The sequence below is a fragment of the Streptomyces sp. NPDC029044 genome (assembly GCF_040637495.1).
In the GTDB taxonomy this organism is placed as follows: Bacteria; Actinomycetota; Actinomycetes; order Streptomycetales; family Streptomycetaceae; genus Streptomyces.
Genome location: NZ_JBEZWN010000029.1, coordinates 33,292 through 57,261, shown reverse-complemented (window position 1 = coordinate 57,261; position 23,970 = coordinate 33,292). Strand labels below are relative to the sequence as shown.

At 72.5% G+C, this 23,970-nt stretch carries 28 protein-coding genes; 12 read left to right on the top strand and 16 right to left on the bottom strand.

Annotation, left to right across the window (positions count from 1 at the left end; translation table 11 throughout):
- Positions 1–16 precede the first annotated feature (16 nt).
- Positions 17–865, top strand: coding sequence for a polysaccharide deacetylase family protein (locus tag AB0E85_RS22940; RefSeq protein WP_361930134.1), 849 nt, complete (start codon positions 17–19; stop codon positions 863–865).
- Positions 866–902: 37 nt separating this feature from the next.
- Here the strand turns inward: AB0E85_RS22940 and AB0E85_RS22935 are convergent, their stop codons facing one another.
- Positions 903–1,571, bottom strand: coding sequence for a class F sortase (locus AB0E85_RS22935; protein WP_361930131.1), 669 nt, complete (start codon positions 1,569–1,571; stop codon positions 903–905).
- A gap of 351 nt (positions 1,572–1,922) precedes the next feature.
- Between AB0E85_RS22935 and AB0E85_RS22930 the strand changes: the two genes are divergently transcribed.
- Positions 1,923–2,468 carry a hypothetical protein gene (locus AB0E85_RS22930; protein WP_361930129.1) on the top strand — a complete coding sequence of 182 codons (546 nt, stop codon included), beginning with the start codon at positions 1,923–1,925 and terminating at the stop codon, positions 2,466–2,468.
- 134 nt (positions 2,469–2,602) lie between these two features.
- Here AB0E85_RS22930 and AB0E85_RS22925 read toward each other — a convergent pair whose 3' ends face one another.
- From AB0E85_RS22925 to AB0E85_RS22915, 3 genes are all read right to left on the bottom strand, one after another.
- Complete coding sequence (locus AB0E85_RS22925) at positions 2,603–3,142, bottom strand: hypothetical protein (protein ID WP_361930126.1); 540 nt, start codon at positions 3,140–3,142, stop codon at positions 2,603–2,605.
- Between the two features lie 225 nt (positions 3,143–3,367).
- Positions 3,368–4,102, bottom strand: coding sequence for a hypothetical protein (locus AB0E85_RS22920; protein ID WP_361930207.1), 735 nt, complete (start codon positions 4,100–4,102; stop codon positions 3,368–3,370).
- A 54-nt stretch (positions 4,103–4,156) separates the two neighbouring features.
- The gene (locus tag AB0E85_RS22915; protein WP_033308025.1) at positions 4,157–4,288 is read right to left on the bottom strand and encodes a hypothetical protein; all 132 of its coding nucleotides are present in this window, start codon (positions 4,286–4,288) and stop codon (positions 4,157–4,159) included.
- Positions 4,289–4,316: 28 nt separating this feature from the next.
- On the opposite strand from AB0E85_RS22915, the gene AB0E85_RS22910 reads away from it, so the two are divergent.
- The 4 genes from AB0E85_RS22910 (at position 4,317) to AB0E85_RS22895 (ending at position 9,347) form a co-directional block, all read left to right on the top strand.
- Positions 4,317–4,772 (top strand): hypothetical protein, encoded by a 456-nt coding sequence (locus AB0E85_RS22910; protein WP_361930123.1) that lies wholly within the window; start codon positions 4,317–4,319, stop codon positions 4,770–4,772.
- A gap of 293 nt (positions 4,773–5,065) precedes the next feature.
- On the top strand, positions 5,066–6,052 hold the full coding sequence (locus AB0E85_RS22905; RefSeq protein WP_361930121.1) for an SCO0930 family lipoprotein: 987 nt from the start codon (positions 5,066–5,068) through the stop codon (positions 6,050–6,052).
- Positions 6,053–6,393: 341 nt separating this feature from the next.
- Entirely contained in the window at positions 6,394–7,206 is an 813-nt protein-coding gene (locus AB0E85_RS22900) for an SAM-dependent methyltransferase (RefSeq protein WP_361930118.1), read from the top strand.
- Positions 7,203–9,347, top strand: coding sequence for an EAL domain-containing protein (locus tag AB0E85_RS22895; RefSeq protein WP_361930115.1), 2,145 nt, complete (start codon positions 7,203–7,205; stop codon positions 9,345–9,347). The genes AB0E85_RS22900 and AB0E85_RS22895 overlap by 4 nt, the downstream gene beginning before the upstream one ends.
- Before the next feature lie 94 nt (positions 9,348–9,441).
- On the opposite strand, the gene AB0E85_RS22890 is transcribed toward AB0E85_RS22895, so the two are convergent.
- Positions 9,442–10,326, bottom strand: coding sequence for a LysR substrate-binding domain-containing protein (locus AB0E85_RS22890; protein ID WP_361930112.1), 885 nt, complete (start codon positions 10,324–10,326; stop codon positions 9,442–9,444).
- A gap of 82 nt (positions 10,327–10,408) precedes the next feature.
- Between AB0E85_RS22890 and AB0E85_RS22885 the strand changes: the two genes are divergently transcribed.
- Genes AB0E85_RS22885 through AB0E85_RS22875 form a run of 3 tightly spaced genes read left to right on the top strand, consistent with a single transcriptional unit; the run spans position 10,409 to position 13,808 of the window.
- Positions 10,409–11,113 carry a succinate dehydrogenase gene (locus AB0E85_RS22885; RefSeq protein ID WP_361930109.1) on the top strand — a complete coding sequence of 235 codons (705 nt, stop codon included), beginning with the start codon at positions 10,409–10,411 and terminating at the stop codon, positions 11,111–11,113.
- Positions 11,114–11,115: 2 nt separating this feature from the next.
- Positions 11,116–13,065, top strand: a complete 1,950-nt coding sequence (locus tag AB0E85_RS22880; RefSeq protein ID WP_361930106.1) for a fumarate reductase/succinate dehydrogenase flavoprotein subunit — start codon at positions 11,116–11,118, stop codon at positions 13,063–13,065.
- Positions 13,062–13,808, top strand: coding sequence for a succinate dehydrogenase/fumarate reductase iron-sulfur subunit (locus AB0E85_RS22875; protein WP_361930103.1), 747 nt, complete (start codon positions 13,062–13,064; stop codon positions 13,806–13,808). Before AB0E85_RS22880 ends, AB0E85_RS22875 begins: the two co-directional genes overlap by 4 nt.
- Before the next feature lie 160 nt (positions 13,809–13,968).
- Here the strand turns inward: AB0E85_RS22875 and AB0E85_RS22870 are convergent, their stop codons facing one another.
- From AB0E85_RS22870 to AB0E85_RS22835, 8 genes are read right to left on the bottom strand one after another with little or no spacing between them, the layout of a single operon-like run.
- Entirely contained in the window at positions 13,969–14,262 is a 294-nt protein-coding gene (locus AB0E85_RS22870; RefSeq protein ID WP_361930101.1) for a gas vesicle protein K, read from the bottom strand.
- Positions 14,259–14,507, bottom strand: a complete 249-nt coding sequence (locus AB0E85_RS22865) for a gas vesicle protein (protein WP_361930098.1) — start codon at positions 14,505–14,507, stop codon at positions 14,259–14,261. Before AB0E85_RS22865 ends, AB0E85_RS22870 begins: the two co-directional genes overlap by 4 nt.
- A complete protein-coding gene (locus tag AB0E85_RS22860) occupies positions 14,504–15,346 on the bottom strand; it encodes a GvpL/GvpF family gas vesicle protein (RefSeq protein ID WP_361930095.1) in 843 nt (280 codons plus the stop codon). The genes AB0E85_RS22865 and AB0E85_RS22860 overlap by 4 nt, the downstream gene beginning before the upstream one ends.
- Entirely contained in the window at positions 15,343–15,687 is a 345-nt protein-coding gene (locus AB0E85_RS22855; protein WP_361930093.1) for a gas vesicle protein, read from the bottom strand. The genes AB0E85_RS22860 and AB0E85_RS22855 overlap by 4 nt, the downstream gene beginning before the upstream one ends.
- Positions 15,684–15,947: a gas vesicle protein GvpG gene (locus AB0E85_RS22850; protein ID WP_361930090.1), complete on the bottom strand. Its 264-nt coding sequence runs from the start codon at positions 15,945–15,947 to the stop codon at positions 15,684–15,686. Before AB0E85_RS22850 ends, AB0E85_RS22855 begins: the two co-directional genes overlap by 4 nt.
- Positions 15,948–15,951: 4 nt before the next feature.
- Positions 15,952–16,719 carry a GvpL/GvpF family gas vesicle protein gene (locus AB0E85_RS22845; RefSeq protein ID WP_361930087.1) on the bottom strand — a complete coding sequence of 256 codons (768 nt, stop codon included), beginning with the start codon at positions 16,717–16,719 and terminating at the stop codon, positions 15,952–15,954.
- The gene (locus tag AB0E85_RS22840; protein WP_361930085.1) at positions 16,716–17,171 is read right to left on the bottom strand and encodes a gas vesicle structural protein GvpA; all 456 of its coding nucleotides are present in this window, start codon (positions 17,169–17,171) and stop codon (positions 16,716–16,718) included. The genes AB0E85_RS22845 and AB0E85_RS22840 overlap by 4 nt, the downstream gene beginning before the upstream one ends.
- 37 nt (positions 17,172–17,208) lie before the next feature.
- On the bottom strand, positions 17,209–17,532 hold the full coding sequence (locus AB0E85_RS22835) for a gas vesicle protein (RefSeq protein ID WP_361930083.1): 324 nt from the start codon (positions 17,530–17,532) through the stop codon (positions 17,209–17,211).
- Between the two features lie 223 nt (positions 17,533–17,755).
- On the opposite strand from AB0E85_RS22835, the gene AB0E85_RS22830 reads away from it, so the two are divergent.
- Together AB0E85_RS22830 and AB0E85_RS22825 are read left to right on the top strand one after the other, a co-directional pair.
- Positions 17,756–18,523, top strand: a complete 768-nt coding sequence (locus AB0E85_RS22830) for a GNAT family N-acyltransferase (RefSeq protein WP_361930080.1) — start codon at positions 17,756–17,758, stop codon at positions 18,521–18,523.
- Positions 18,523–19,335 (top strand): lysophospholipid acyltransferase family protein, encoded by an 813-nt coding sequence (locus tag AB0E85_RS22825; protein ID WP_361930077.1) that lies wholly within the window; start codon positions 18,523–18,525, stop codon positions 19,333–19,335. The genes AB0E85_RS22830 and AB0E85_RS22825 overlap by 1 nt, the downstream gene beginning before the upstream one ends.
- 221 nt (positions 19,336–19,556) lie before the next feature.
- On the opposite strand, the gene AB0E85_RS22820 is transcribed toward AB0E85_RS22825, so the two are convergent.
- Together AB0E85_RS22820 and AB0E85_RS22815 are read right to left on the bottom strand one after the other, a co-directional pair.
- Positions 19,557–21,902, bottom strand: a complete 2,346-nt coding sequence (locus AB0E85_RS22820; RefSeq protein WP_361930074.1) for an excinuclease ABC subunit UvrA — start codon at positions 21,900–21,902, stop codon at positions 19,557–19,559.
- Between the two features lie 21 nt (positions 21,903–21,923).
- The gene (locus tag AB0E85_RS22815; protein WP_361930072.1) at positions 21,924–22,910 is read right to left on the bottom strand and encodes an LLM class flavin-dependent oxidoreductase; all 987 of its coding nucleotides are present in this window, start codon (positions 22,908–22,910) and stop codon (positions 21,924–21,926) included.
- A gap of 134 nt (positions 22,911–23,044) precedes the next feature.
- Here AB0E85_RS22815 and AB0E85_RS22810 point away from each other — a divergent pair, with 134 nt between their 5' ends.
- Complete coding sequence (locus AB0E85_RS22810) at positions 23,045–23,755, top strand: nucleotidyltransferase domain-containing protein (protein ID WP_361930069.1); 711 nt, start codon at positions 23,045–23,047, stop codon at positions 23,753–23,755.
- Here AB0E85_RS22810 and rpmF read toward each other — a convergent pair.
- Positions 23,738–23,908: a 50S ribosomal protein L32 gene (gene rpmF, locus AB0E85_RS22805; RefSeq protein ID WP_097258509.1), complete on the bottom strand. Its 171-nt coding sequence runs from the start codon at positions 23,906–23,908 to the stop codon at positions 23,738–23,740. The genes AB0E85_RS22810 and rpmF overlap by 18 nt on opposite strands.
- Between the last annotated feature and the right edge of the window lie 62 nt (positions 23,909–23,970).

Below are 23,970 nucleotides of genomic sequence, written 5' to 3'. Positions count from 1 at the left end.
GGGCGACTGATGAGTCATGAAGAAGGATCAGTTGCTCTCCCGGCTGCTCACCCGGCGCCGGGCGTTGATCGCGGGGGCCGGCGCCGTGGCGGGAGCGGCCGCGACGGCCGGAGTGTTCACGGCTGTCACCGGGGACGGAACCGTCACCTCCGCCCCGGCCGCGGGCCCCCAGCCCCGCCGCCTCGTCAAGTCCTCCGCGTACCGGCTGGAGCCCCTCACCGGCTACGGCCCGCCGCGAGCCGCCCCCCGGCGGACCCTGGTGCGCCGCGAACCGCTGCTGCGCGTGTCCGGCCGGGGCCGCACCATGGTGCTGACCTTCGACGACGGCCCCGATCCGCGCTACACCCCGGACATCCTGGACACCCTGGCCGAGTACGACGTGCGCGCCATGTTCTTCGTGTGCGGCGAGATGGTCGCCGGCGGCAGGCGGATGCTGGCCCGGATGGCCGACGAGGGCCATGTCGTGGGGAACCACACCTGGTCCCACCCGTTGCTCACGCGCCTCACCCGCAAGCAGATCCGCTCCCAGATGGAGCGCACCTCCGACGTCATCGAGGACGCCTACGGGGAGCGCCCCGAGTGGTTCCGCGCGCCCTACGGAGCGTGGAACCGCGCCGCCTTCCAGATCGGCGCCGAACTGGGCATGGAGCCGCTGGGCTGGACGGTCGACACCCTCGACTGGACCACACCCGGGGCCCGGTCCATCGCGAACCGGGTCGAACGCGGCGCCGCCCCCGGCGTCGTGGTGCTCGCGCACGACGCCGGGGGCGACCGCTCGCAGAGTGTGCGCGCCCTGCGGCGCTACCTCCCGGAACTGCTGGACTCCGGTTACCACGTCACGGTGCCCCGCCGGCACTACGCCTGAGGACGTCGTGGGGCTTTCGCCCGCCCGGCGGGGACGCTCAGCGCACCTCGACCAGGCGGGCGAAGGCGACGACGTTCCCCGCATAGCCCTCCTGCTCGGAGAAACCACCGCCACAGGTGATGACCCGCAGTTCCGCCGCGCCCTTGGACGCGTAGACACGGTCGCCCGGGAAATTGTTCTTCTCGAACACCTCGACGCCGTAGATCTCGAACGCGGCGGTCTTTCCGTCGTGCCGGGCGACCTCGACGCGATGCCCCTGCTTCAGGGCCCCGAGCCCGTAGAACACGGCAGGGCCCTGCTGGTTGTCGACGTGGCCGACCACGACCGCGGTGCCCTTCTCGCCGGGGGTGACGGCACCGGTGAACCAGCCGGCCAGGTTGGGGTCCTCCGGCGGCGGTGCGCCGACCCAGCCGTCCGCGTCCAGTCCGACGGGGATGATCGGCGCGTCGACCTGGATCGCCGGGATCCGGACCCGGTCCGGGAGGGCGTAGGGCAAGGGCCGCACGGTCCCGGCGAAGGTTGCGCCCGGTACCCGGCTGTCCGCCGCGGCCGCGGTCGCCGGCTGCGGCGGGCCCTCGTCGAATTCCCCCGAACCGTTCCGGATGAGCGCGAGGCCGGTCAGCAGGACCAGCGCTATCACGCCCCACGGGGCGCGCTTCTTGCGCCGCGCCTCCTCTTCCGCCTCGGCCAGCTCGGACGCAGACATTCGCCATCCCCTCTCGACGCGGCCGTCGCCGTGTCCATCGCGCATAGCGACACGCTAAGTGGCGTGCCGGAAACCGGCGACGGGGCGGCGGCGAACGGGTGGCCGGGAGCGGTGAGGGGCGGTGCGGCGACATGAGGTGCGCCATCCGAGTTGCCGCCGCGAGGAATTTTCTGACGGCCCGTGACCTGCGGCAATGCCCGAACCGGGGCTTTTCCCGCCCGGCCTTCTCTCACCGGTACGGACCATTCCCGAAATGCGTCTCGGCGCACGGCAACTGACTGTCTTTCTGGGAGGCGCTTTCTCGCCGATCGACCGGGGACGGGTCCCGGGGCGTCTTCCGCGGAGGTTCACATGCGTAACACTCGTGCCCTGGCGGTCGCCGGCGCAGCGGTCGCCGCCCTCGGCCTCTCCGCCCCCGCGGCCGTCGCGTGGGACACGCCCAGCAACATCACCGCCCTGCCCAGCGTGATCGCCCGCGGCGGCCAGCTGACCATCACGGTCGACGGCTGCCGCAACGGCGGCACGGCGACGTCCAACGCGTTCTCGCCGACGCAGCTCTCGCCGGTCGGTGGCGGCGGCGGTGGCAAGGGCAACGAGGGCAACCGGGGAGGCGACGGCAACCGGGGAGGCGACGGAAACGGAACGGCGCGGGGCACCGCCACCATCAACAGCGACGCCCGCCCCGGCTCGTACGACATCACCGTCGACTGCAACGGCAGGCGGATGACCAAGCCCCAGGCCTTCACCGTCATCGGCGGCGTCCGTGGCGGTATCGGCGGCAGCAGCACCACCGGTGCTACGCCGACCGACGTGGCCATCGGCGGCGGTCTCGTGGCCGCGGCGGTGGTCGGCGGCGGTGTGTTCTGGATGCGCCGCCGGGCCGAGCGGAACATCTGACGCCTCGCCGCACGCTCCTCGGAGGCGCCGTCACCTCGCACGTGAACGGTCTTCTCGCACGTGAACGGTCTTCGCCCCGGCTCTGCCTCATCAGGGAGAGCCGGGGCGAAGACCTGCGGTGCGGGAGGGAGGTGTCAGCCGGCGTCCTCGCCGGTGCGGCGGCGCGCGAAGTGGTAGGCGACGCCGAGCGACCCGGCGATGAGTGCGGCGCCGAGGCCGATCTCCTTGAGGTCGAACCCGGCGATGGTGCCGCCCTCCCCGGCGTGCACCCCCTTGTGCGGGTGGCGCGTCGGGTGATGAGTGGGGTGGTGCGTGGGGTGGTGGGTCGGATGGCCGCCCGCGATCGTCAGGCGCGCGGTGCCGCTCGACTCGTCACACTCGAACTTCACGTCGTACACGGCACCGGGCTTGGCGTCCCAGTCGACGGTGGCCGTCGCCCAGGACTCCTGCGGCGGGATGGTGACCAGGTCGAAGACCGGTGAGTTGACCGCCGCCTCACCCGTGCACGCCTCGTTGCGCACCACCCGCAGGGTGACGTCGCCCCCGGCCCTGACGGTGGAGGGCTCGACGCTGAAACCGAAGTCGGTCTGGATCGCCGCGTCGGCGGCGGGCACGCAGGAGGTGAGGGCGCCGGCGCCCAGCACTACGGCCGCAGCGAGGCATATCGCGCGCATGGTGGATCCTCCGGGTCCCCGAGGAGCAAGCGCGGACCTGTTCCGCTCACGTCACAAATGCACCTCGATGCCCGAAACGCTAAGAAAGCATGCGGGGCGGCGCGATCGCAGTAGTGCGAATGGGGCACGGGCGTGGGCCGCCCGGGGGAACACCCGCCACGCGGCCGGGGGACGGCGACGGTGTGTCGCGCGCCCCCCGGACAGGACATGTGGTGCGCGGCGTCCTCAGTCCCCGGCGCCCGGGAAGAGGTTCAGGAACGGGTCGGCCGAGGCGGTCACACCCCTGCTGTAGGGAGAGTCGAAGTCCCAGATCAGGAACAGCAGGAAGGCGATCAGGGCCGAGAACAGCCCCGCCAGGACCAGCTCGCGCGTCGTTCTGCGGATCTGCAGCGCGAAGATCATCCCGATGGTGACGACGGCCCCGGCGATCAGCCCGAACCACACCACGCCCGGCATGGTCTCCCCGGTCGACTCCGCCCGGGCGATCCGGGCCTGGCTCGCCGCGGTCACCTGGTCCATCAACGGCTGGTAGGCCTGGGCCTCGAAGTCCGTCGCCGGTTCGTAGTCGGTGACGTCCTGGCGGATCCGCTCGAAGAGCCGGGCGCCGCGCTCGGTGACCTCACCCTTGTCGGCCATGGTGTCCCACTCGGTGGTCACGACATGGCTCACATACGTCCGGATGTCGTCCCGGATGAGGTCGCGTTCCTCCGCCGGATAGACCCGTACCCGCTCCGAGATCTCGTGCAGCGCGGTCGCCTCGGCCTGGACGTGGTCCTGGGCGGCGCTGCGCCCTTCCCAGACACCGGCGATCGCCAGGCCCAGGACGATGGCGTAGACCACACCGATCCACATCGTCATGTACTCGATGACGTCCGGAGTCTCGCTGGGGTCCTCGTCCTCGGGCGCCGCGCGGTGGCGTACGAAGGTGATGATGACCACCACGGCACAGGCGGCCAGCATCGCGAGGGTGAGAACAAGCCATTCCGGCAAGGGGTACCTCCAGGGCTTCAGGGATCAGCGCGCGCGCAGCGCGGCGACGGCCACCACCGCGGGCACCGTGACGAGCAGGACGAAGGTGAGCGGCGACAGCGTGCCGTTCGCCGGCCGTGGCCGGGGCGGTGCGGCGCGATAACGCGGGTAGTGCACGGGCGTCGCGGACGGACGCGGCGCGGGGGTGGCCGGCGGAGCCGGTGCCGGGGCAGCGGGCACCGGCAGCACGGGCTCCGGGGCCGGCCGGGGCTTGGCCGGTGCCGGTCGTCGCGCGGGCGGCGGCTCCGGCGGCGGTGGCGCGGGTCTGGCCGTGGGGGCCGGCTTCGGGGGCGGTGGCTTCGGTGCTGGCGGCTTCGGTGGCGGCGGCGGCTCGGGCGTGGGGGTGGGCTTCGGCGGGGGCGGCTTCGGTGGCGGAGACGGGGGCGGGGTCGGCGTGGGGGAGGGGCTCGGCGTGGGTGCCGGGCACGGCGGCTTGGTCGGCCAGGTCTTCTTGCTTCCGGCGTACGCCACCGCCTCGGTGCCGTCCGGCCCCGTCGAGGCGTACGCGCAGGCGTCGGCCACCGCGACCCCGGCCGGTGCGCCGACGAGCGCCCAGGTCAGCGTCGCCGCCGCCAAGGCCCGTGCCGCAAGGGCGGGTTGAGTCGAGAGGGGTCCATGCACGACGAAGATCATGAGCCCTGTGCCGCCAGGACGTGCCGGGACGCAAGGGGATTGGTCCGAAAGAGGGATCTTCCGGTGTCGCCGGTTTGATCCGAGGTCACTCGCAGGGGGCTCGGCGTGTACGCGTGTGCGACTGCGTGCGGGGCTCGTCCGGGGGTGCCGGAAAGAAATTTGGCCGACGGTTGAACACAATCGCTGCTCCCGTGCGTACTCATGACCGTGCGGCGGCGCAGCAGGGCGCTGCAACACCCTTGCGATTATGGGGAGTTGACGATGAAGACCTCCTGGCGGAGCGCCTCACTCGTGGCGAGCGCCGCGGCGGTCCTGGCGCTGACGACGGCGTGCGGTCAGGACAGCCCACCGGCGGCCAGCCAGAACGTGGGCGCCACGGCCGCGCCCGGGGACTACGGAAGCATCGGCTCGGGCACCGCGGGCGCTGCGGGCGGCGCCGCGACCGGCCAGCCGGCCGCGCCGAGCGCCTCCAGCCCGTCCAACCCCGCCGGCAAGCTGTCCGTCTCCACCGCCGAGAAGGTCGGCAAGGTGGTCACCGACAGCCTCGGTCTCACCCTGTACCGGTTCGACCAGGACACCGAGCAGCCGCCCAAGTCGAACTGCGACGGCGACTGCGCCAAGACCTGGCCGCCGGTGCCCGCGGACGACGCCGAGGCCGGCGAGGGCATCGACAAGGCGCTGCTCGGCTCGGTCACCCGGGCCGACGGCACCAAGCAGCTCACGGTCGCCGGCTGGCCCGCCTACCGCTACGCCAAGGACGTCAACGCCGGTGACGTCAAGGGCCAGGGCGTGGGCGGCAAGTGGTACGCCCTCGCTCCCGACGGCAAGAAGGCACAGGGCGGTGCGGAGGGCGATGCCGAGGGCGGCGGCGAAGCGGTCCAGGCCGGGCTGTCCACGCGCAACGACGCCAAGCTCGGCGAGATCGTCGTCGACAAGAACGGCATGACCGTCTACCGGTTCAAGAAGGACGAGGCCTGGCCCAAGCCGGTCTCCAACTGCTCCGGTGAGTGCCTGGAGAAGTGGCCGCTCGTGGAGCCCGTCGACTTCGCCGACACCAAGGGCATCCAGAAGAAGGGCTACATGATCTTCGACCGGACCGACGGCAAGGGCAAGCAGCAGACGATCAACTGCTCGCCCATCTACACCTTCGCCGGCGACAAGGCTCCGGGCGACACCAACGGCCAGGGCGTCGGCGGCACCTGGTTCGCCGTCCGGCCCGACGGCAAGCTGGTCGGCGCGTCGGAGTAGTGGAGAAACCTCCCCAGGGTTGATCAGCTCGTCCATCCGAAGCGCAGACCCGGTCCGCCCCTCCGTGCCCCACGGAGGGGCGGACCGTTTTGCCGTTCTTCACCTGAACTCATCGAATTGCCAACACCTTTACCCTTCTACCCTTCCGGGAGGGAACTCTCCGGAATGCCTCGAACACCGTTCGTCATATGTTCGAAGGGTGGGGGGAGGGGTATCAATTCGGCACGTGCCGCAGGCAGTGACCGGGAACGGATGGTCAATTTCCGTTTCGGGTCGCTCCATTGGCGGGCGATCAGTAGCCTCTGCTCGAACACCGGATCGCCTACGCCTTGGAGAGATAGATGGAGCGTCCCGCCTGGGCCCCACGGAGCATCGACATATCGGTGCCCAGCGTCTCCCGGATGTACGACTACTACCTGGGCGGATCGCACAACTTCGAGGTCGACCGCGAAGCGGCCCGCAGGGCCATGGAGTTCATGCCGGGCCTCCCCAAGATCATGCAGGCGAACCGCGCGTTCATGCGCCGCGCCGTGCGCTACGCGACCTCCCAGGGCGTCACGCAGTTCCTGGACATCGGCTCCGGCATCCCCACCTTCGGCAATGTGCACGAGGTGGCGCAGGCCGCCTGCCCCGGCGCGCGCGTGGTGTACGTCGACCACGACCCGGTGGCCGTGGCGCACAGCCAGGCGGTCCTGGAGACCAACGACGACGCGGGCGTCGTCGCCGCGGACCTGCGCAAGCCCCAGGAGATCCTGCGCAGCGGCGAGGTGGAGCGGCTGATCGACCTGAATCAGCCAGTGACGCTGCTCCTCGTTGCCATACTGCACTTCGTGGAAGACGAGGACGACCCGTACGGGGCCGTGGCGGAACTGCGTGAGGCGCTCGCGCCCGGCAGCCTGCTCGTGCTCACCCACGCCTCCTACGAGGGAATCCCGCTGCCGCCGGAGCGGGCCGGGGGCGCGGTGGACGTCTACGAGGGCATCCGCAACCCGCTGATCATGCGTTCGCGCGACGAGATCGCGCGGTTCTTCGAGGGGTACGACATGGTGGAACCCGGACTGGTGGCGATGCCGCGCTGGCGCCCCGACACCTCACCGGAGGACGAGGATCCGTACGCGTTCTCCGGGTTCGCGGGCGTGGGGCGTACCGCGTGATCGCGGAACCGGACGGGCCGGAGGACAGACTGCGCAGATTCGCGACGATCTGGAGCCGGGCCGTCTTCCCGGTGACCTCGACGTCGTCGACCCGTACCGAGTTCGAGGCGCACCTGCTGCCCCTGGCCCGGCGGCTGAGCGAGGCACTGCTGGCCCGGGCCTTCGACTCCGACGCGGGCAGGGCCGTCGGCGCCGCCCTCGTGGACGCGCACTGCACCGACCCGGAGGCGCTCAGCCGCACCCTGGACTGCGTCGACGCCTACCTGGTCCTGTACTGCGGCGGCGACGGCGACCAGGAGGACCTGCGGGCCCGGTGCGCGCGGCTCCAGCACGCGATGGCCGCCGGCTTCGCCCGGGCGCTGCGCGAGCGGACCCTGGCCGAGCAGGAGGCCATCGCACAGGCCGCCCTCAAGGCCCAGGGCGTGGTGGCGCAGGCCCTGCACGCGAGCGAGGCACGGTTCCGCGCCGTCTTCGAGGGCGCGGCCATAGGCATCGGCATGGCCGACCTCGACGGCAACATACTTCAGGTCAACGGCGCGCTGCTGCGCATGTTCGGGGTCGCCGACCAGACGCTGCGCAGCCGCAACGTCCGCGAGTGGACCCACCCCGACGACGCTCCGCAGACCTGGCGGCTCTACGACGAACTCGTGCGCGGCGACCGGGAGCACTACCACCTGGAGAAGGCGTTCTACCGCCCCGACGGAACCGTCCTGTGGACCAATCTGACGGTCTCCCTGCTGCGGGACGCCGACGGTGAACCCCAGTACCAGCTCGCCCTCATGGAGGACACCACCGAGCGGCGGCTGCTCAACCTGCGGCTGCGCTACGAGGCCACGCACGACGCGCTGACCGGACTGCCGAACCGCACGTTCTTCTTCGAGCGCCTGGAGAAGGCACTGGGCGCCGGGGAGGGCCAGCGCTTCGGGCTGTGCTACCTGGACCTCGACGGTTTCAAGACCATCAACGACAGCCTCGGTCACGCCGCCGGGGACCGGCTGCTGGTGGAGGTCGCCGACCGGTTGCAGTCCTGCGCCACGGCGCCCGGCGAGATGGTCGCCCGGCTGGGCGGCGACGAGTTCGTGGCGCTGACCACCGGCCCCGACACCCAGGGCGACGTCGACGAGCTGGCCGGGCGCATCATGAACGCCCTGCTCGCGCCGATCAGCGTCGACGGCCGGGAGCTGACCGTGCGCGGCAGCATCGGCATCGTCGAGGGCCCGGCCGGAGAGCGCAGCCCGGCGGAGGTGCTGCGCAGTGCGGACATCACCATGTACCGGGCCAAGTCGGCGGGCGGCAACCGCTTCGAGCTCGCCGACCCGGAGGCCGATGCCCGGGCCATCACCCGGCACGGGCTGACCACGGCACTGCCGACGGCGCTGGAGCGCGGCGAGTTCTTCATCGAGTACCAGCCGCTGGTCCATCTCGGCGACGGCAGCGTCCGGGGCGCCGAGGCCCTGGTGCGCTGGCTGCATCCGCAGCACGGCGTGCTCGGGCCGGACCGCTTCATCCCGCTCGCGGAGCACACGGGCCTGATCGTGCCGCTGGGCCGGTGGGTGCTGGAGCAGTCGGTGCGCCAGGCCCGCGAGTGGCGGGAACTCCAGGGCGGCGCCGACGCGGCGGGGCCGCTGCGGATCAACGTCAATCTGTCCCCGTGCCAGCTGACGCATCCCGGTCTGGTCCAGGACACGGTCGACATCCTGGAGCGCGCGGGCGTGGCACCAGACGCGCTGTGCCTGGAGGTCACGGAGTCGGCGCTGATCGGCGCGGACGACGACCTGCTCAAGCCGCTGCGGCGTCTGGCGGAGATGGGCGTCGACATCGCCCTGGACGACTTCGGAACGGGCTACTCCAACCTCGCCAACCTGCGCCGGCTGCCGGTCAGCGTCCTGAAACTCGACCGGTCCTTCACCCAGAGCATGCAGCAGTTCCCGGCCGACCCCGTCGACCTCAAGATCGTCGAGGGGATCGTCTCCCTGGCCCACAGCCTGGACCTCGCGGTGACCGTGGAGGGCGTGGAGACGGGGGCCCAGGCCGAACAGCTGCGCATACTCGGCTGCGACACGGCCCAGGGCTGGTACTACGCCCGCCCGGGTCCCCCGGAGAGGCTGCACGAACTGGCCCTGGTGGACGCGACGGGCTGACGCCCCTGGCCGCTGAGTGCGGCCGGGTCGAGTGCCCAGCCCGCGCAGCAGCAGCGCGGGACCGCCCGGAAACTCCCTGTCGGGGCGGGCCGCGTCACCGCTCCAGCAGCATCCGCTGCAACTCCCGGGCGGCCCGGGGCGGGGCCACATCACTGCGATGAGCCAGCGCGATCCTGCGATGCAGTCCGGGCCGGGCCAGCGGAGTCACCCGCAGCCCGCGCCCGGACCTCGCCGCGACCATCCGCGGCACCACGGCCACCCCCAGCCCGGCCCGCACAAAACCCAGCACCGCGTCCATCTCCCCGCCCTCCACGGCGAAGTCGGGCTCGAACCCCTCGGCGCGGCAGGCGGCCACGGTCAGCTCCCGCAGGTCGTAGCCGTGCCGGAACATCACCAGCCGTTCACCCTCCAGGTCGGAGATCCGCACCGTCCGCCGCCCCTGTCCGGGCCTCGGCGCGTCCGGGGACGAGACCACGACCAGATCCTCCCGCAGCAGCTCGACCGTGGTCAGCGCCGGCGCCGGCGTCGGCAGCGGCAGCACGACCAGGGCCAGATCCAGCGCGCCCCGTGCCAGCTCCCGCACCAGGTCGTGCGAGCCCCCCTCCTCGATCAGCAGGCGGATCCCCGGATAGCGGTCGTGAAAGGCCCGCAGCACATCCGGCAGCAGACCGGTGCACACACTCGGCGTGGCCCCCAGCCGTACCCGGCCGCTGCGCAGCTGCACCAGCTCCTGCACCTCGTGCCGCGCCGTGTCCGCGTCGGCCAGGATGCGGCGGGCCAGCGGGAGGAGCGCCTCCCCGGCGTCCGTGAGCGTGATGTTGCCGCGGGCGCGCAGGAAGAGGTCCGCTCCCAACTCCCGCTCCAGCGCCTTGATCTGCTGCGACAGCGACGGTTGCGCGACATGGACCAGATCGGCTGCCCGGGTGAAGTGCCGGGTCTCGGCGACGGCCACGAAGTACTGGAGCTGCTGGAACTGCATCCTCCTACGATAGCCCCGGCCTATGAATTCAAGCCGGACCATGTCTTGGACCGATCGGTCGCGCGTCCGTAGCGTGCTGCGCATGGCTCTGGCAACGCGGACGGACCGACGGCCGTCCTTCGCACGCACCGTGTGGGACTCCACCGTCGGCAAGAAGACCGTGATGGCGGTCAGTGGTCTGATCATGCTGCTGTACCTGGTCGTCCACATGATCGGAAACCTGAAGATCTTCTTCGGGGCGGGCGAGTTCAACCATTACGCGCACTGGCTGCGCACGGTCGGCGAGCCGTTCATGCACTACGAGTGGACGCTCTGGCTCGTCCGGATCGTGCTGGTCGTCGCCGTCGTCGCGCACGCCACCTCGGCGTACCAGCTCAGCCGGCGCGACATCAGGGCACGGCCGAGCAAGTACGTGCACAAGAAGGCACGGGCCTCCTACGCCACGCGCACCATGCGGTGGGGCGGCATCATCCTCGGCCTGTTCATCGTCTGGCACATCCTCGACCTGACGACCGGCACCGTGCACCCCGGCTTCCGGCCCGGCCACCCGTACCAGAACGTCGTGGACACCTTCTCCACCTGGTACGGCAACGTCATCTACATCGTCGCGGTGCTCGCCCTCGGCCTGCACGTCCGGCACGGCTTCTGGAGCGCGGCCCAGACCCTCGGCGCGGGCAGCCGCACCCGCGACCGCGTCCTCAAGACCATCGCGAACGTCCTCGCGCTGCTGCTCACGGCCGGCTTCATCGCCGTCCCCGTGGGCGTCATGACCGGAGTGGTGAGCTGAACATGACTTCCTACGCCGACTACACGACCGGGGAACCGGTCGCCGACACCAAGGCCCCCGCCGGGCCGGTCAACGAGCGCTGGGACAAGCGCCGCTTCGAGGCCAAGCTGGTCAACCCCGCCAACCGGCGCAAGCACACCGTGATCGTCGTCGGCACCGGCCTCGCCGGCGGCTCCGCCGGGGCCACCCTCGCCGAACAGGGCTACCACGTCGTCCAGTTCTGCTACCAGGACTCGCCCCGCCGCGCGCACTCCATCGCCGCACAGGGCGGCATCAACGCCGCGAAGAACTACCGCAACGACGGCGACTCCGTCCACCGCCTGTTCTACGACACCGTCAAGGGCGGCGACTTCCGGGCCCGCGAGTCCAACGTGCACCGGCTCGCGCAGATCTCCGTCGAGATCATCGACCAGTGCGTGGCGCAGGGCGTGCCCTTCGCCCGCGAGTACGGCGGCCTGCTCGACACCCGCTCCTTCGGCGGGGTGCAGGTGTCGCGCACCTTCTACGCCCGCGGCCAGACGGGCCAGCAGCTCCTCCTCGGCGCCTATCAGGCGCTGTCCCGGCAGATCGCGGCCGGGAACGTCGAGATGCACCCGCGCACCGAGATGCTCGACCTGATCGTCGTGGACGGGCGGGCGCGCGGCATCGTGGCGCGGGACCTCGTCACCGGACGCATCGACACGTACGTCGCGGACGCCGTCGTCCTCGCCTCCGGCGGCTACGGCAACGTCTTCTACCTGTCGACGAACGCCATGAACTCCAACGCCACCGCCATCTGGCGGGCCCACCGGCGCGGCGCCCTGTTCGCCAACCCCTGCTTCACCCAGATCCATCCCACCTGCATCCCGCGCACCGGCGAGCATCAGTCCAAGCTGACGCTGATGAGCGAGTCGCTGCGCAACGACGGCCGCATCTGGGTGCCGAAGGCCAAGGGCGACCAGCGGCCCCCGAACGACATCCCCGAGGACGAGCGCGACTACTACCTGGAGCGCATCTACCCTTCCTTCGGCAATCTCGTCCCACGGGACATCGCCTCGCGCGCCGCGAAGAACGTGTGCGACGAGGGCAGGGGAGTGGGCCCCGGCGGGCAGGGCGTCTACCTCGACTTCGCCGACGCCATCGAGCGCATGGGCCGGGGGGCCGTCGAGGCCAAGTACGGCAACCTCTTCGACATGTACCAGCGGATCACCGACGAGGATCCGTACGAGGTGCCGATGCGGATCTACCCCGCCGTGCACTACACGATGGGCGGCCTGTGGGTCGACTACGACCTCCAGACCACCGTCCCCGGGCTGTTCGCGGTCGGTGAGGCCAACTTCTCCGACCACGGCGCCAACCGCCTCGGCGCCTCCGCGCTGATGCAGGGACTCGCGGACGGCTACTTCGTCCTCCCCTCGACCATCAACGACTACCTGGCCCGCAACCCCCACCACGACACGGTGACCGACGAACACCCCGACGTCCAGGAGGTGCTGGCCGGCACCCAGGACCGCCTCAACCTGCTGCTGTCCGTCGACGGCGACCGCACCCCCGACTCCTTCCACCGCGAGCTCGGCGAACTCATGTGGGAGTTCTGCGGCATGGCACGCACCGACGCGGGCCTGCGCAAGGCGCTGGAGCGCATCCCGCAGATCCGCGAGGAGTTCTGGCGGCGCATCAAGGTGCCCGGCACCGGTGAGGAGTTCAACCAGTCGCTGGAGAAGGCCAACCGCATCGTCGACTACCTGGAGCTCGCCGAGCTGATGTGCCTCGACGCGCTGCACCGCGAGGAGTCCTGCGGCGGCCACTTCCGCGAGGAGTCCCAGACGCCCGACGGCGAGGCCGCCCGCGAGGACGAGCGGTTCGCCTACGCCGCCGCCTGGGAGTTCACCGGCACGGGCGAGGCCCCGGTGCTGCACAAGGAAGACCTGGTCTTCGAGTACGTCCACCCCACCCAGCGGAGCTACGCATGAAGCTCACCCTGCGCGTCTGGCGGCAGCCGAACGCCGACGCCGACGGCACGATGTCCACGTACGAGGTGGACGGGATCTCACCCGACATGTCGTTCCTGGAGATGCTCGACACGCTCAACGAGGAACTCATCGTCAAGGGCGACGACCCGGTCGCCTTCGACCACGACTGCCGCGAGGGCATCTGCGGCGCGTGCTCGCTCGTCATCAACGGCGACGCGCACGGTCCCGAGCGGACGACGACCTGCCAGCTGCACATGCGGTCGTTCGAGGACGGCGACACGATCGACGTCGAGCCGTGGCGGGCGTCGGCGTTCCCGGTGATCAAGGACCTCGTCGTGGACCGGTCGGCCTTCGACCGGATCATCCAGGCCGGCGGGTACATCACCGCGCCGACGGGAGCGGCTCCCGAGGCGCACGCCACGCCGGTGCCGAAACCGGACGCCGACTTCGCCTTCGAGCACGCCGAGTGCATCGGGTGCGGGGCGTGCGTCGCGGCCTGCCCGAACGGGGCGGCGATGCTGTTCACCTCGGCGAAGATCAACCACCTCAACGTCCTGCCGCAAGGGGCGCCCGAGCGTGAGACGCGGGTGCTGGACATGGTGGAGCAGATGGACGAGGAGGGGTTCGGCGGGTGCACGCTCGCGGGCGAGTGCGCCACCGCCTGCCCGAAGGGCATCCCGCTGATGTCCATCACGAGCATGAACAAGGAGTGGCTGCGGGCCGCGCGGAAGGCCAAGCGGTAACGCCGCAGGGACTTCGGTGCTTCGGCAGCTGCGGGTAGGCCGTCGTTGATCGCGCAGTTCCCCGCGCCCCCGGGGGGAGCGCAGTAACGTTCGCCGGTAGGTGCGGACGGGCGGGGCCGGGAGTGGTGCTCATCCCCGGCCCCGTCTCGCGATGTGCCTGTCACGGGCCGGGGTCGGCCAGCAAAGGGCCCAGCGGGCCGAGGTCCAGGTTGAGGTCGCTGCGCCGCAGCCCGTGCTGCTCGCACAACTCGTCCATGCGCTCGTCCAGCAGCATCAGGGCCGTGCCGAGCCGGTCCTCCTGCTCGGCGCTGAGCGTCCCCTCGTCGAAGCGGCGCACGGCCTGACGCTCCATGAGCTGCCGCAGGAGCTCCACCACGGTCAGCACCAGAGCCGCCAGATCGTTCGTGACCCGCTCGGGATCGAGGTCCAGCGCGTGGGTGCGCGGCCCGGTCACAGCGGCCCGCTGTCCGGCCAGGGCGCGGGCACCCGTTCGCCGACCGACGCCAGCAGGGCGTGCAGGGAGATCCGCACCAACGGCACGTCGGCGATGGCCAGCACGAGGTCGCCGCTGACCACGACGCCGGTCGCCAGCACCCGGTCGAGCAGGTCGACGAGCGGCACGCCCACCGGCGCGTACGGCTCCGGGCCGTCCCACGGCACCCCGTCGCGGCCTGCCCCGCCGACGACCGGCACGGTCATGCGCCGGCCTCCCCGTGCGCTGCGCACTCCACCTCGCCCGACCGGGCGAAGGAGTACGGGATCCACGGGCCTGACACGGTCACCTCCAGGCTCCAACGGTGGGCTTCGCGCGCCTGTTCGTCGACGACCCGGACGAACTCGGCGCGCTGTCCGTCGTCGACCAGATAGGCCGCATTGAGCAGCTGCGGGACGCTCCTGCCGGTCAGCCGCTCGCTCTGCGGCCGGTGCCGCGTGGCGGCGACGGCGTACCGCCGCAGCTCCCGGTCGACGGCGTGGGCCTGCTCCAGGCTCCGCTCGCGCACCTCGCGCTCGGAGCGCCGCCGGGCGCTCGCCCGGCGCAGATAGGACCGCCCGTCGGCCGGCCCGTCCGCGGCGGCTGCGGACGCGAGCCCGCTGCCCGGCCCGTGCACCTTCACCGCCCACTCGGAACGGTCGCGCAGCCGGTCCAGCAGGGCACGCAGGGTCGCCTCCCGGGCAGCCACCGCCCGTACGGCGTTGCCGTCGTCCAGATACAGCGTCGCCATCGGCAGGGGAACGACGGGCCCCGCGCTCGCGGCCGTCTCCACGGCCCGGTGGTGGGCCCGGGCGCAGCGCTCCAGCTCCGTCGGCCGGTTGAGCCGCTGCGCGAGCGCCTCCTCACCGAAGTCCGCCGCGGGAACGTCCTGCACGATCAGGTGCAGCGGGCCCGCCGCCAGGACCCGCAGCGGACCGCCGCCGTCATGGCCGGGCGTCACCGTCACCACGTCGTCCGGCGGCGGGGTTTCCGTCACGGCGAACACGCAGGTGACGGCGGGGCGCGGCACGACTGCTCCCCCCGCGCCGGCCCGGGCCGTGCTCATCGGACCGCCTCCGTGCTGTCGCCGCCGGCTTCCTCCAGGGCGTCGAGACGGGCCCGCAGACGCGCGTTCTCCTCGGTGAGCGCGTCACGCGCGGCGCGTGAGGACAGCGCCGGGTCCGTCTCCCACCAGTCGATGCCCGCCTTCTTGGCCGTCTCGACCGAGGCGATGAACAGGCGCAGCCGGATGGTGAGCAGTTCGATGTCGAGCAGGTCGATCTTGATGTCGCCCGCGATGACGATGCCCTTGTCCAGGACGCGTTCGAGCAGGTCCGCGAGGCTTCCGGAGGGCGGCCCGGCCGGCTGCGCCCCCGGGCCCGCGGGCCAGGTGCCGAGGTCGGTCACGAGGCACCTCCGCAGGGCCGGCCACCGGTGTAGCGCACGGGACTGTCGAGGCGCGCGAGCAACCGCTCCTCCTCTTCCTCGAAGGCCGCCTCGTCGATGGCGCCCTCCTCCAGGGCCCGGTTGAGCGCGGCCAGCCGCGCCTGCACCGCCCGCGGGTCGCCGCTCTGGCGTTCGGCCTCCCGCAGCAGGTGGTCGGCGACCCAGAGCGTGCCGCGCACCGGGGCCAGCGGCAGCAGCAGGAGCCCGCTCACGAGTCCCACCGGGTCACCGGCCGGCCGGGGCGGACGGCGCGTCCACGAAGCTGTAGCACGGCAGCGGACCGGTCACACTGAGCGCCAGCCTGTCCCCGACGTCGCGTGCCTGCGCGGCCACGACCTGCCGGAAGCGCTCTTCGTCGGCGTCACGCACCAGGAACGACGTGCTGAGCACCTGCTCGTCGTCGACCGGCCCCGGCGCCGTGCGCACGGCCAGCGGGGCCAGCCGGGCCAGCACCTCCCGCGCCGCGCCGCGAGCCTCGCGCGCCACGCCCTTGGCGAGCGCCTCGCCCAGCCGCACGTTCGCCTCGTAACCCGGGTGGCGCCGGGTGCGGCGGGCGAGTTCGCGCAGGGTGTCGTCCCGGTGCACGAGGGCGGCGAAGTACCCGGGCACGACGGCGCCCTTCACGTTCAGCTCGACACAGCCCCGCACCCCGTCGAGCTGTGCCGCCAAGTGGGCGCTCCCGGTGCGCAGTTGATCGCGCAGCGCCGCCGCGTCGGGAGTGAGGACGGCGAACCGCATGGGCAGCACCGGGCCCTGTCCGGCGAGTTCGCCGAGAACCGCCTGGTGGGCCATCAGGTCGCGTCGCCGGGCCCGGACGGACGCGGGCGCGTCCGAGACCGCCGCGCACAGCCCGCCCTCGGTCAGGAGCCGCACCGCCGCACCGGCCACGCCGGGTGCGCGCGGGGGCCGGACACCCGCCGGGGCGATGCCGTAGACGTACAAGGTGCCGAGTGTGCCGGCGGTGGTGAGGGCGGCGGTGGCCGTCACGGTCATTCCTCCTCGGCCTTGCGGCGCCGTGGCCGCGGGCGTTCGTCGTCACCGCGGCGCTTGCGGGCCGGCCGCGGGGCGGGCTCGGTGGGGGCGTCGTCGTCCGCGTCGTCCTCCGGCGTGAGCACGTCGCGCACCTTGTCCGTCAGGGAGCGGCCGGCGCGTTTGGCGCCCGCCTTGCCGATCGTCCTGGCGACCGGTCCGCCGAACAGCTCGGGCACGGTCTTGGAGCGCGAGTCGTGCTCCAGGTCCAGCCGGTTGCACGCTTCCGCGAAACGCAGATACGTGTCCACGCTGGCCACCACGATGCGGGCGTCGACCTTGAGGATCTCGATCCCGACCAGCGAGACGCGCACGAAGACGTCGATCACCATGCCGCGGTCGAGGATCAGCTCCAGCACGTCGTAGAGGGTTCCGGCGCGGGGCGCACAGACGATCTCGTCGCTGTGGACGGTCATGCGGCGGTCCTTCCGGTGGGCGGTTGCGACGGTCCGGTCACTGGTCCTGGGCGCCGCGCCGGAAGCGCGCGACCCGGCGGTACTGCACCAGCTCACCCGCCGCGTCCAGTTCCACCCGGTACGTCGCCAGCAGACTGGTCGTGTCGGGGATGCGGGCCAGTTCGAGCACGTCGACGTCGACGATCCAGCCGTCGTCCTCGCCCCGGCACACCGCGGAAACCCCTTCGAGCCGGTGGCGGATCAGCTCCGTCAGCGCCTCGGCGGCACGCCGTGCCGCCTCCCCGGCCCCGCCCACGGTGCGTCGGCGCCTGGTGGACGAGGCCGAGCCCCTGCGTCGCTCGCCGGCTCCGGGTTCGGTCATGCAGCTCACTCTCGCCGCAGGAGCCGGTGGGCGCGTGTGCAGTTACGCCATCCGAGCCGCGTCCGCGGCCGCGCGAGCCGTTCAACAACCTCACACCCGCTCTCTCTGCACATGACACGCGCAGGTCGGTCGGCATCGGAAGAACAGAGGAGCAGGACCTGTACGACACCGCTCAGCGCCCCGCCCCCGCCTCGCCGAACCGGCCCGTGACCAGGAGAGAGCCATGACCGGCGTACTGACCGTCGACCGCCCCGCACAGCCCACGGCCCCCACCCGCTACACCGTCGCCCTCGCCCGCAACGAGGAGGACGTGCGTGCCGCCCAGCGGCTGCGGCACGACGTCTTCGCCGTGGAGATGGGCGCCCTGCTGGCCGGTCCGCAGCCGGGCCTCGACGCCGACGCGTTCGACGCGTACTGCGACCACCTTCTCGTCCGGGAGGAGACGACCGGCCAGGTCGTCGGCACCTACCGGCTGCTGCCGCCCGAGCGCGCCGCGATCGCGGGTCGGCTGTACTCCGAAGGCGAGTTCGACCTGGCCGCGCTCGACGGGATCCGGCCGCAGCTCGTCGAGGTCGGCCGCTCCTGCGTGCACCCCGACCACCGCGACGGGGCGGTCATCAGCCTCATCTGGGCCGGCATCGCCCGCTACATGGTCGACCGGGGCCACGAATGGCTCGCCGGCTGCTGCTCCGTCCCGCTCGCCGACGGCGGCACCCTCGCGTCCGCCGCCTGGGACCGGGTGCGCGAGAAGCACCTCTCGCCGGCCGAGTTCCGGGTGCGGCCGCTGCTGCCGTGGACGCCGGGTCCCGCGCCCGCCGCCCGCGTCGAACTGCCCGCCCTGCTGCGCGGCTACCTCCGCCTGGGTGCCTGGGTATGCGGTGAGCCGGCCCACGACCCGGACTTCGGCGTGGCCGACCTGTACGTGCTGCTGCCGATGAGCCGCGTCAACGCCCGGTACCTGCGTCACTTCCTCTCCCTCGTACCGGCCTGATGAGCGCCTGGCTGCCCACCGCGCCCTGCACGCCGCAGACCTGCGTCGAGGCGCCGGCCGTGCGGGCGCGGGCCGTGCCGCGCGCCGTGCTGCGGCTCGGCGCGGTCCTGCTGCTCCTGCTCGCGGGGATCGCGCTGATGCTCTTCGGTGCCCGGATCCCGCCGCCCCTGGTCCGGCGCTGGTGCCGGTGGATCGTGCGGGCCGCCGGCGTCCGGGTCCGCATCACCGGCGCCGCCGCCCCCACCGGTGGACTGCTGCTGGTCGCCAACCACATCTCCTGGCTGGACATCCCGCTGCTCGCCGCCGTCCGCCCCGCCCGGATGCTGGCCAAGAGGGAGGTACGGCACTGGCCGGTCGCCGGTGCGCTGGCCGCCCGCGGCGGCACCCTGTTCATCGACAGGGACCGGCTGCGGGCCCTGCCCGACACGGTCGCCCGGATCGCCGGGGCCCTGCGCGAGGGCGCCGCGGTCGCGGCCTTCCCCGAGGGCAGCACCTGGTGCGGCCGGGCCCAGGGCACCTTCCGCAGAGCCGTCTTCCAGGCGGCCCTGGACGCCGGGGTGCCGGTCCAGCCGGTACGGATCGGCTACCGGCTCAGCGGCGGCAGGGCCACCACGACCCCCGCGTACGTCGGCGACGACACGCTGCTCGCGTCCCTGTGGCGGGTGGCTACGGCCCACGGCCTGGTGGCGGAGGTCGAGGTACGGGCCCCTGTCCCGCCGGACGCCGGCCCCGACCGCCGCACCCTCGCCCGCGCGGCCCAGCCACCGGAGACGGCGGCGCCGGCCTGGACACACACGGTGCTGGTGGCGTAGCGGCGCGGCCGGGACTGACCGCGGGCGCCCCCTCCCGCCGTGGGCACGGCCCGGCGGCGCGGCGAGCCCGGGCCGACGCGGCCCGCAGACCGCCGTGCGCCGAACGGATGCCCCTGCGGGCTTGCGGCAGCACCCCGCCCCGCCGTGGTCGCCGGGTGGGGCCCCGGCAGCGGTGGCCCGGCCCGCTGTCTCCCAAGCCCCGCGCCTTTACCGCACGTGCCTCAGCCGCTCCCGGACAGTGTGCGTGCCAGGTAGGGGGCCGTCCGGCTGTGCGGTGACCGTGCCACGTCCCCCGGTGGGCCCGCCGCCACGATGTGGCCGCCCGCGTCGCCGCCGCCGGGGCCGAGGTCGATCACCCAGTCCGCGCGCGCGACGACGGACATGTCGTGCTCGACGACGACCACGGTGTGCCCGGCGTCGACGAGGCCGTGCAACTGGTGCATCAGGACGTCCACGTCGGCCGGGTGGAGGCCCGTCGTGGGTTCGTCGAGGAGGTAGAGCGTGTGGCCGCGCCGGCCGCGCTGAAGTTCGCTCGCCAGCTTGATGCGCTGGGCCTCGCCGCCCGAGAGCTCGGTCGCGGGCTGGCCCAGGCGCAGGTAGCCCAGGCCGACGTCGAGCAGGGAGGCCAGACTGCGGGCCACGGCCGGGGTGTCCGCGAAGAACTCCGCCGCATTCTCCACCGTCAGATTCAGCACCTGTGCGATGTTCCGCCCCCGGTACGCCACCTCCAGCGTCGACGGGTTGTAGCGGGCCCCGCCGCAGTCCGGGCAGGGCGCGTACGTGCTGGGCAGGAACAGCAGCTCCACGCTGACGAACCCCTCGCCCTGGCAGGTCTCGCAGCGCCCGCCCGCCACGTTGAAGGAGAACCGCCCGACGCCGAAGCCGCGTTCGCGGGCCCCGTCGGTGGCCGCGAACACCTTGCGTACGACGTCGAAGAGGCCCGTGTACGTGGCGAGGTTCGAGCGCGGCGTGCGGCCGATCGGCTTCTGGTCGACCGCGACCAGCCGGCCCACGCCGGCCGAGTCCTGCGTGATCTCGCCGATGAGCGTGGACTTGCCGGAGCCGGACACCCCGGTCACCGCGGTGAACACGCCGAGCGGGAACTCAGCCGTCACACCGCGCAGGTTGTGCCGGGTGACCGGGCCGGTCTTCAGCCACCCGGTCGCCTCACGCACGTCCCGGGCCGGAGCGGGGGAGTGGCCGAAGAGGTAGCGGGCCGTCGCCGATTCCCCGACACCGGCCAGCCCGGCCACGGGACCGCTGTGCAGCACGCGCCCGCCGCGCTCGCCCGCCGCCGGCCCCACGTCGACCAGCCAGTCGGCGCCCCGCACGACGTCGAGGTGGTGCTCCACCACGAACACCGAGTTCCCGGACGCCTTCAGCCGCTCCAGCACCGTGAGCAGCGCCTCGGTGTCCGCCGGGTGCAGTCCGGCCGACGGCTCGTCGAGGACGTAGACGACCCCGAAAAGACCGGAACGCAGCTGGGTGGCGAGGCGCAGGCGCTGCAGTTCGCCCGGGGAGAGGGTGGGGGCGGGCCGGTCGAGGCTGAGGTAGCCGAGGCCCAGCTCGACGACCGGCGCGATCCGGGACCGCAGGTCGTCGATGAGGACCCGAGCGGCCTCCGAGGTCCCGTCGAGACCGGCGGCCAGTTCCACCAGCGGGAGTGCGGCCAGCTCGGCGACGGTCCGGCCGCCGACCGTCACCGCCAGGGCCTCGGGGCGCAGCCGGCTGCCGCCGCACGCCGGGCAGGGCGCACTGGTGAGGAACCGCTCGGCCTTGGCCCGCAGGGCCGGACTCTTCGAGTCCGAGAACGTCTTCATCACGTACCGGTGGGCGCTCATATAGGTGCCCTGGTACGGCCGTTGGATGCGGTCGGCGTCCCGCACGGGATGCACCGTGACCACCGGCTGCTCGTCCGTGAACAGGATCCACTCCCGCTCGCGGGCGGGCAGCTCCCGCCACGGCCGGTCGACGTCGTGGCCGAGCGCGTCCAGGATGTCCCGGAGGTTCTTGCCCTGCCAGGCGCCCGGCCACGCGGCGATCGCCCCGTCGCGGATCGTCAGCGACGGGTCGGGGACCAGCAGCTCCTCGCTCGTACGGTGCACCTGCCCGAGCCCGTGGCACTCCGGGCAGGCCCCCACCGCCGTGTTGGGCGAGAAGGCGTCGGAGTCGAGCCGCTCGGCGCCCGGCGGGTAGATGCCGGCCCGGGAGAACAGCATCCGAAGGGAGTTGGAGAGGTTGGTGACCGTGCCGACGGAAGAGCGGGAGGTGGGCGCCGCCCGGCGCTGCTGGAGCGAGACGGCCGGGGGCAGGCCGGTGATCTCCCCGACCTTCGGCGCGCCGACCTGGTGGATCAGCCGGCGCGCGTACGGCGCCACCGACTCGAAGTAGCGCCGCTGGGCCTCCGCGTAGATCGTGCCGAACGCCAGCGACGACTTCCCCGAGCCGGACACGCCGGTGAAGACGGCCAGCACGTCCCGGGGAATGTCCACGTCGATGCCCCGGAGGTTGTGCTCGCGGGCTCCGCGGACACGGACGTACGGGTCATGGGGGTCGCGGTCGTGCATGGCAGACGACTCTAACCGGATCTAACCGGAGGCGATCGCGGCCAGCCGCCGGTAGGAGTCCAGCAGGGCCTCACGGTCGTACGTGCTGGTCGTGACCAGCACCTCCTGTGCGCCCGTCTCCTTCACCACCGTCTCCAGTTCGTGCGCCACCTGCTCCTCGGTCCCGGCGATGTGACCGGTCAGGCCCGATTCGTAGAGGTCCCGCTCCTTGCCGGTCATCGCGAGGGCCTCCACGCGCTCGGCGGGCGGCAGCGGCGGGAAGGTGCCGCGGGTGCGGGAGTGGGCCATCGACCAGGCCTCGGGGATCAGCAGCCGCCGGGCCTCTTCGGGGGTGCCGGCCACGGCGATCGTGCCCGAGACGACGACGTACGGTTCCGGGGCCCAGACGGAGGGACGGAACCGGTCGCGGTACTGGTCGATGCCGCGCCGCATCTTCTCCCGGTTCCTGAGGTCGCCGATCACCATGGGCAGGCCCGCGCGGGCGGCGATGCCGGCTCCCTCGCCCATGGCCAGGACGAACGGCGGCACGGTCAGGCCCTCGGCGGGGCGGGCGTGCACGCCGGTGGGGGAGGTGCCCCGGAACCAGCCGAGCAGCTCCGCGAGCTGGCCCTCGAAGTCCTCGGCGTCGCCCTTGTCGCGGCCCAGGGCCCGGCGTACCCCGTCCGTGAAGCCGACGGACCGGCCCAGGCCCATGTCGATCCGCCCGGGGAACAGCGACTCCAGCACCCCGAACTGCTCGGCCACGACCAGAGGCCGGTGGTTGGGCAGCATCACCCCGCCGGTGCCGACCCGGATCGTCCGGGTCGCGCCCGCGACGGCGGCGGCCAGCACGGTCGGCGCGGAACCGGCGACGCCGGGCACGCCGTGGTGCTCGGAGACCCAGACCCGGTGGTAGCCGAGCCGCTCCAGCTCCTGCGCCAGCCGCACGGTGTCGCGCAGCGCCTCGGGGTGGGTGTGCCCCTCGCGGGTGCGGGAGCGGTCGAGGACGGACAGGCGCACGGGATCCATACCGGGTTCTACGCCGGACGGGGCCGCCCGTATTCCGCCGCCGCGGCGGCGGGATCGCCGGCGGAAAACCGCGTGACCGCGTCCCCGCACGTCAGGACAATGTCCCGGTACCCAGAAGCGAAAGGCGGCCGACCGTGACCGTCCCCAACATCCTGCTCTCCGGCATCGTCGGATCGACCGCCTACGGTCTCGCCCGCCCGGGTTCGGACATCGACCGCCTCGGCCTCTTCGCCGCGCCCACCGAGGAACTGCACGGTCTGCGCCGGCCGAAGGAGTCGCACGTCAGTACGGCGCCGGACCGCACCCTGCACGAGGCCGCCAAATGGTGCCGGCTGGCCCTCGGCGGCAATCCGACCGCGATGGAGCTGGTGTGGCTCCCCGACGACCTGTACGAGGTGCGCACCCCGCTCGGCGACGAGCTCATCGGCATCCGTACGGCGTTCCTGAGCGCCAAGCGGGTCAGGGACGCCTACCTCGGCTACGCCACCCAGCAGTTCCGGCGGCTGGAGACGCGCGGCGACGGCTCGTTCTCCGCCGACACCCGGAAGCGCACCGCGAAGCACGCCCGGCATTTGAAACGGCTGTGCGCGCAGGGCCTGGAGCTGTACACCACCGGGCGGTTGACGATCCGTGTCGAGGACCCGGACGGGTACCACGCCTTCGGCGAGCGCGTCGCCGCCGACCCCTTGGAGGCCCTGCCCCTGCTCAGGCGTTACGAGGAAGCCTTCGACGCGGGACCCACGGCGCTGCCGGACGAGCCCGACGAGGCGCCGGTGGAAGCCTGGCTGCGCCGGGTCCGCGCGCACTTCCTCGCCGAGGCGGCGCACTCAGCCCTCGGGGCGTAGCAGCCCGCGCTCGTAGGCCCTGACCAGGTTCTGCGGGACGAGGTGACGCACGCCGTCGACGGTGACGGGGACCAGGGTCGGCGTGGCCGCCTTCCACTGGGCACGGCGGTGACGGGTGTTGCTGCGGGACATCTTCCGCTTCGGGACAGCCATGGGTTCCTCCTCGGTGGGCGGGCACCGAGGACGCTACATGAAAATGGATCCCATTAACAATG

What these genes read in the sequence shown, in the direction of transcription:
- AB0E85_RS22940 (WP_361930134.1), top strand. Translation starts at nt 17, where the DNA reads ATGAAGAAGGATCAGTTGCTCTCCCGGCTGCTCACCCGGCGCCGGGCG.
- AB0E85_RS22935 (WP_361930131.1), bottom strand. Translation starts at nt 1,571, where the DNA reads ATGTCTGCGTCCGAGCTGGCCGAGGCGGAAGAGGAGGCGCGGCGCAAG.
- AB0E85_RS22930 (WP_361930129.1), top strand. Translation starts at nt 1,923, where the DNA reads ATGCGTAACACTCGTGCCCTGGCGGTCGCCGGCGCAGCGGTCGCCGCC.
- AB0E85_RS22925 (WP_361930126.1), bottom strand. Translation starts at nt 3,142, where the DNA reads ATGCGCGCGATATGCCTCGCTGCGGCCGTAGTGCTGGGCGCCGGCGCC.
- AB0E85_RS22920 (WP_361930207.1), bottom strand. Translation starts at nt 4,102, where the DNA reads ATGCTGGCCGCCTGTGCCGTGGTGGTCATCATCACCTTCGTACGCCAC.
- AB0E85_RS22905 (WP_361930121.1), top strand. Translation starts at nt 5,066, where the DNA reads ATGAAGACCTCCTGGCGGAGCGCCTCACTCGTGGCGAGCGCCGCGGCG.
- AB0E85_RS22900 (WP_361930118.1), top strand. Translation starts at nt 6,394, where the DNA reads ATGGAGCGTCCCGCCTGGGCCCCACGGAGCATCGACATATCGGTGCCC.
- AB0E85_RS22890 (WP_361930112.1), bottom strand. Translation starts at nt 10,326, where the DNA reads ATGCAGTTCCAGCAGCTCCAGTACTTCGTGGCCGTCGCCGAGACCCGG.
- AB0E85_RS22885 (WP_361930109.1), top strand. Translation starts at nt 10,409, where the DNA reads ATGGCTCTGGCAACGCGGACGGACCGACGGCCGTCCTTCGCACGCACC.
- AB0E85_RS22880 (WP_361930106.1), top strand. Translation starts at nt 11,116, where the DNA reads ATGACTTCCTACGCCGACTACACGACCGGGGAACCGGTCGCCGACACC.
- AB0E85_RS22875 (WP_361930103.1), top strand. Translation starts at nt 13,062, where the DNA reads ATGAAGCTCACCCTGCGCGTCTGGCGGCAGCCGAACGCCGACGCCGAC.
- AB0E85_RS22865 (WP_361930098.1), bottom strand. Translation starts at nt 14,507, where the DNA reads ATGACCGTGCCGGTCGTCGGCGGGGCAGGCCGCGACGGGGTGCCGTGG.
- AB0E85_RS22860 (WP_361930095.1), bottom strand. Translation starts at nt 15,346, where the DNA reads ATGAGCACGGCCCGGGCCGGCGCGGGGGGAGCAGTCGTGCCGCGCCCC.
- AB0E85_RS22845 (WP_361930087.1), bottom strand. Translation starts at nt 16,719, where the DNA reads ATGACCGTGACGGCCACCGCCGCCCTCACCACCGCCGGCACACTCGGC.
- AB0E85_RS22840 (WP_361930085.1), bottom strand. Translation starts at nt 17,171, where the DNA reads ATGACCGTCCACAGCGACGAGATCGTCTGTGCGCCCCGCGCCGGAACC.
- AB0E85_RS22835 (WP_361930083.1), bottom strand. Translation starts at nt 17,532, where the DNA reads ATGACCGAACCCGGAGCCGGCGAGCGACGCAGGGGCTCGGCCTCGTCC.
- AB0E85_RS22830 (WP_361930080.1), top strand. Translation starts at nt 17,756, where the DNA reads ATGACCGGCGTACTGACCGTCGACCGCCCCGCACAGCCCACGGCCCCC.
- AB0E85_RS22825 (WP_361930077.1), top strand. Translation starts at nt 18,523, where the DNA reads ATGAGCGCCTGGCTGCCCACCGCGCCCTGCACGCCGCAGACCTGCGTC.
- AB0E85_RS22820 (WP_361930074.1), bottom strand. Translation starts at nt 21,902, where the DNA reads ATGCACGACCGCGACCCCCATGACCCGTACGTCCGTGTCCGCGGAGCC.
- AB0E85_RS22815 (WP_361930072.1), bottom strand. Translation starts at nt 22,910, where the DNA reads ATGGATCCCGTGCGCCTGTCCGTCCTCGACCGCTCCCGCACCCGCGAG.
- rpmF (WP_097258509.1), bottom strand. Translation starts at nt 23,908, where the DNA reads ATGGCTGTCCCGAAGCGGAAGATGTCCCGCAGCAACACCCGTCACCGC.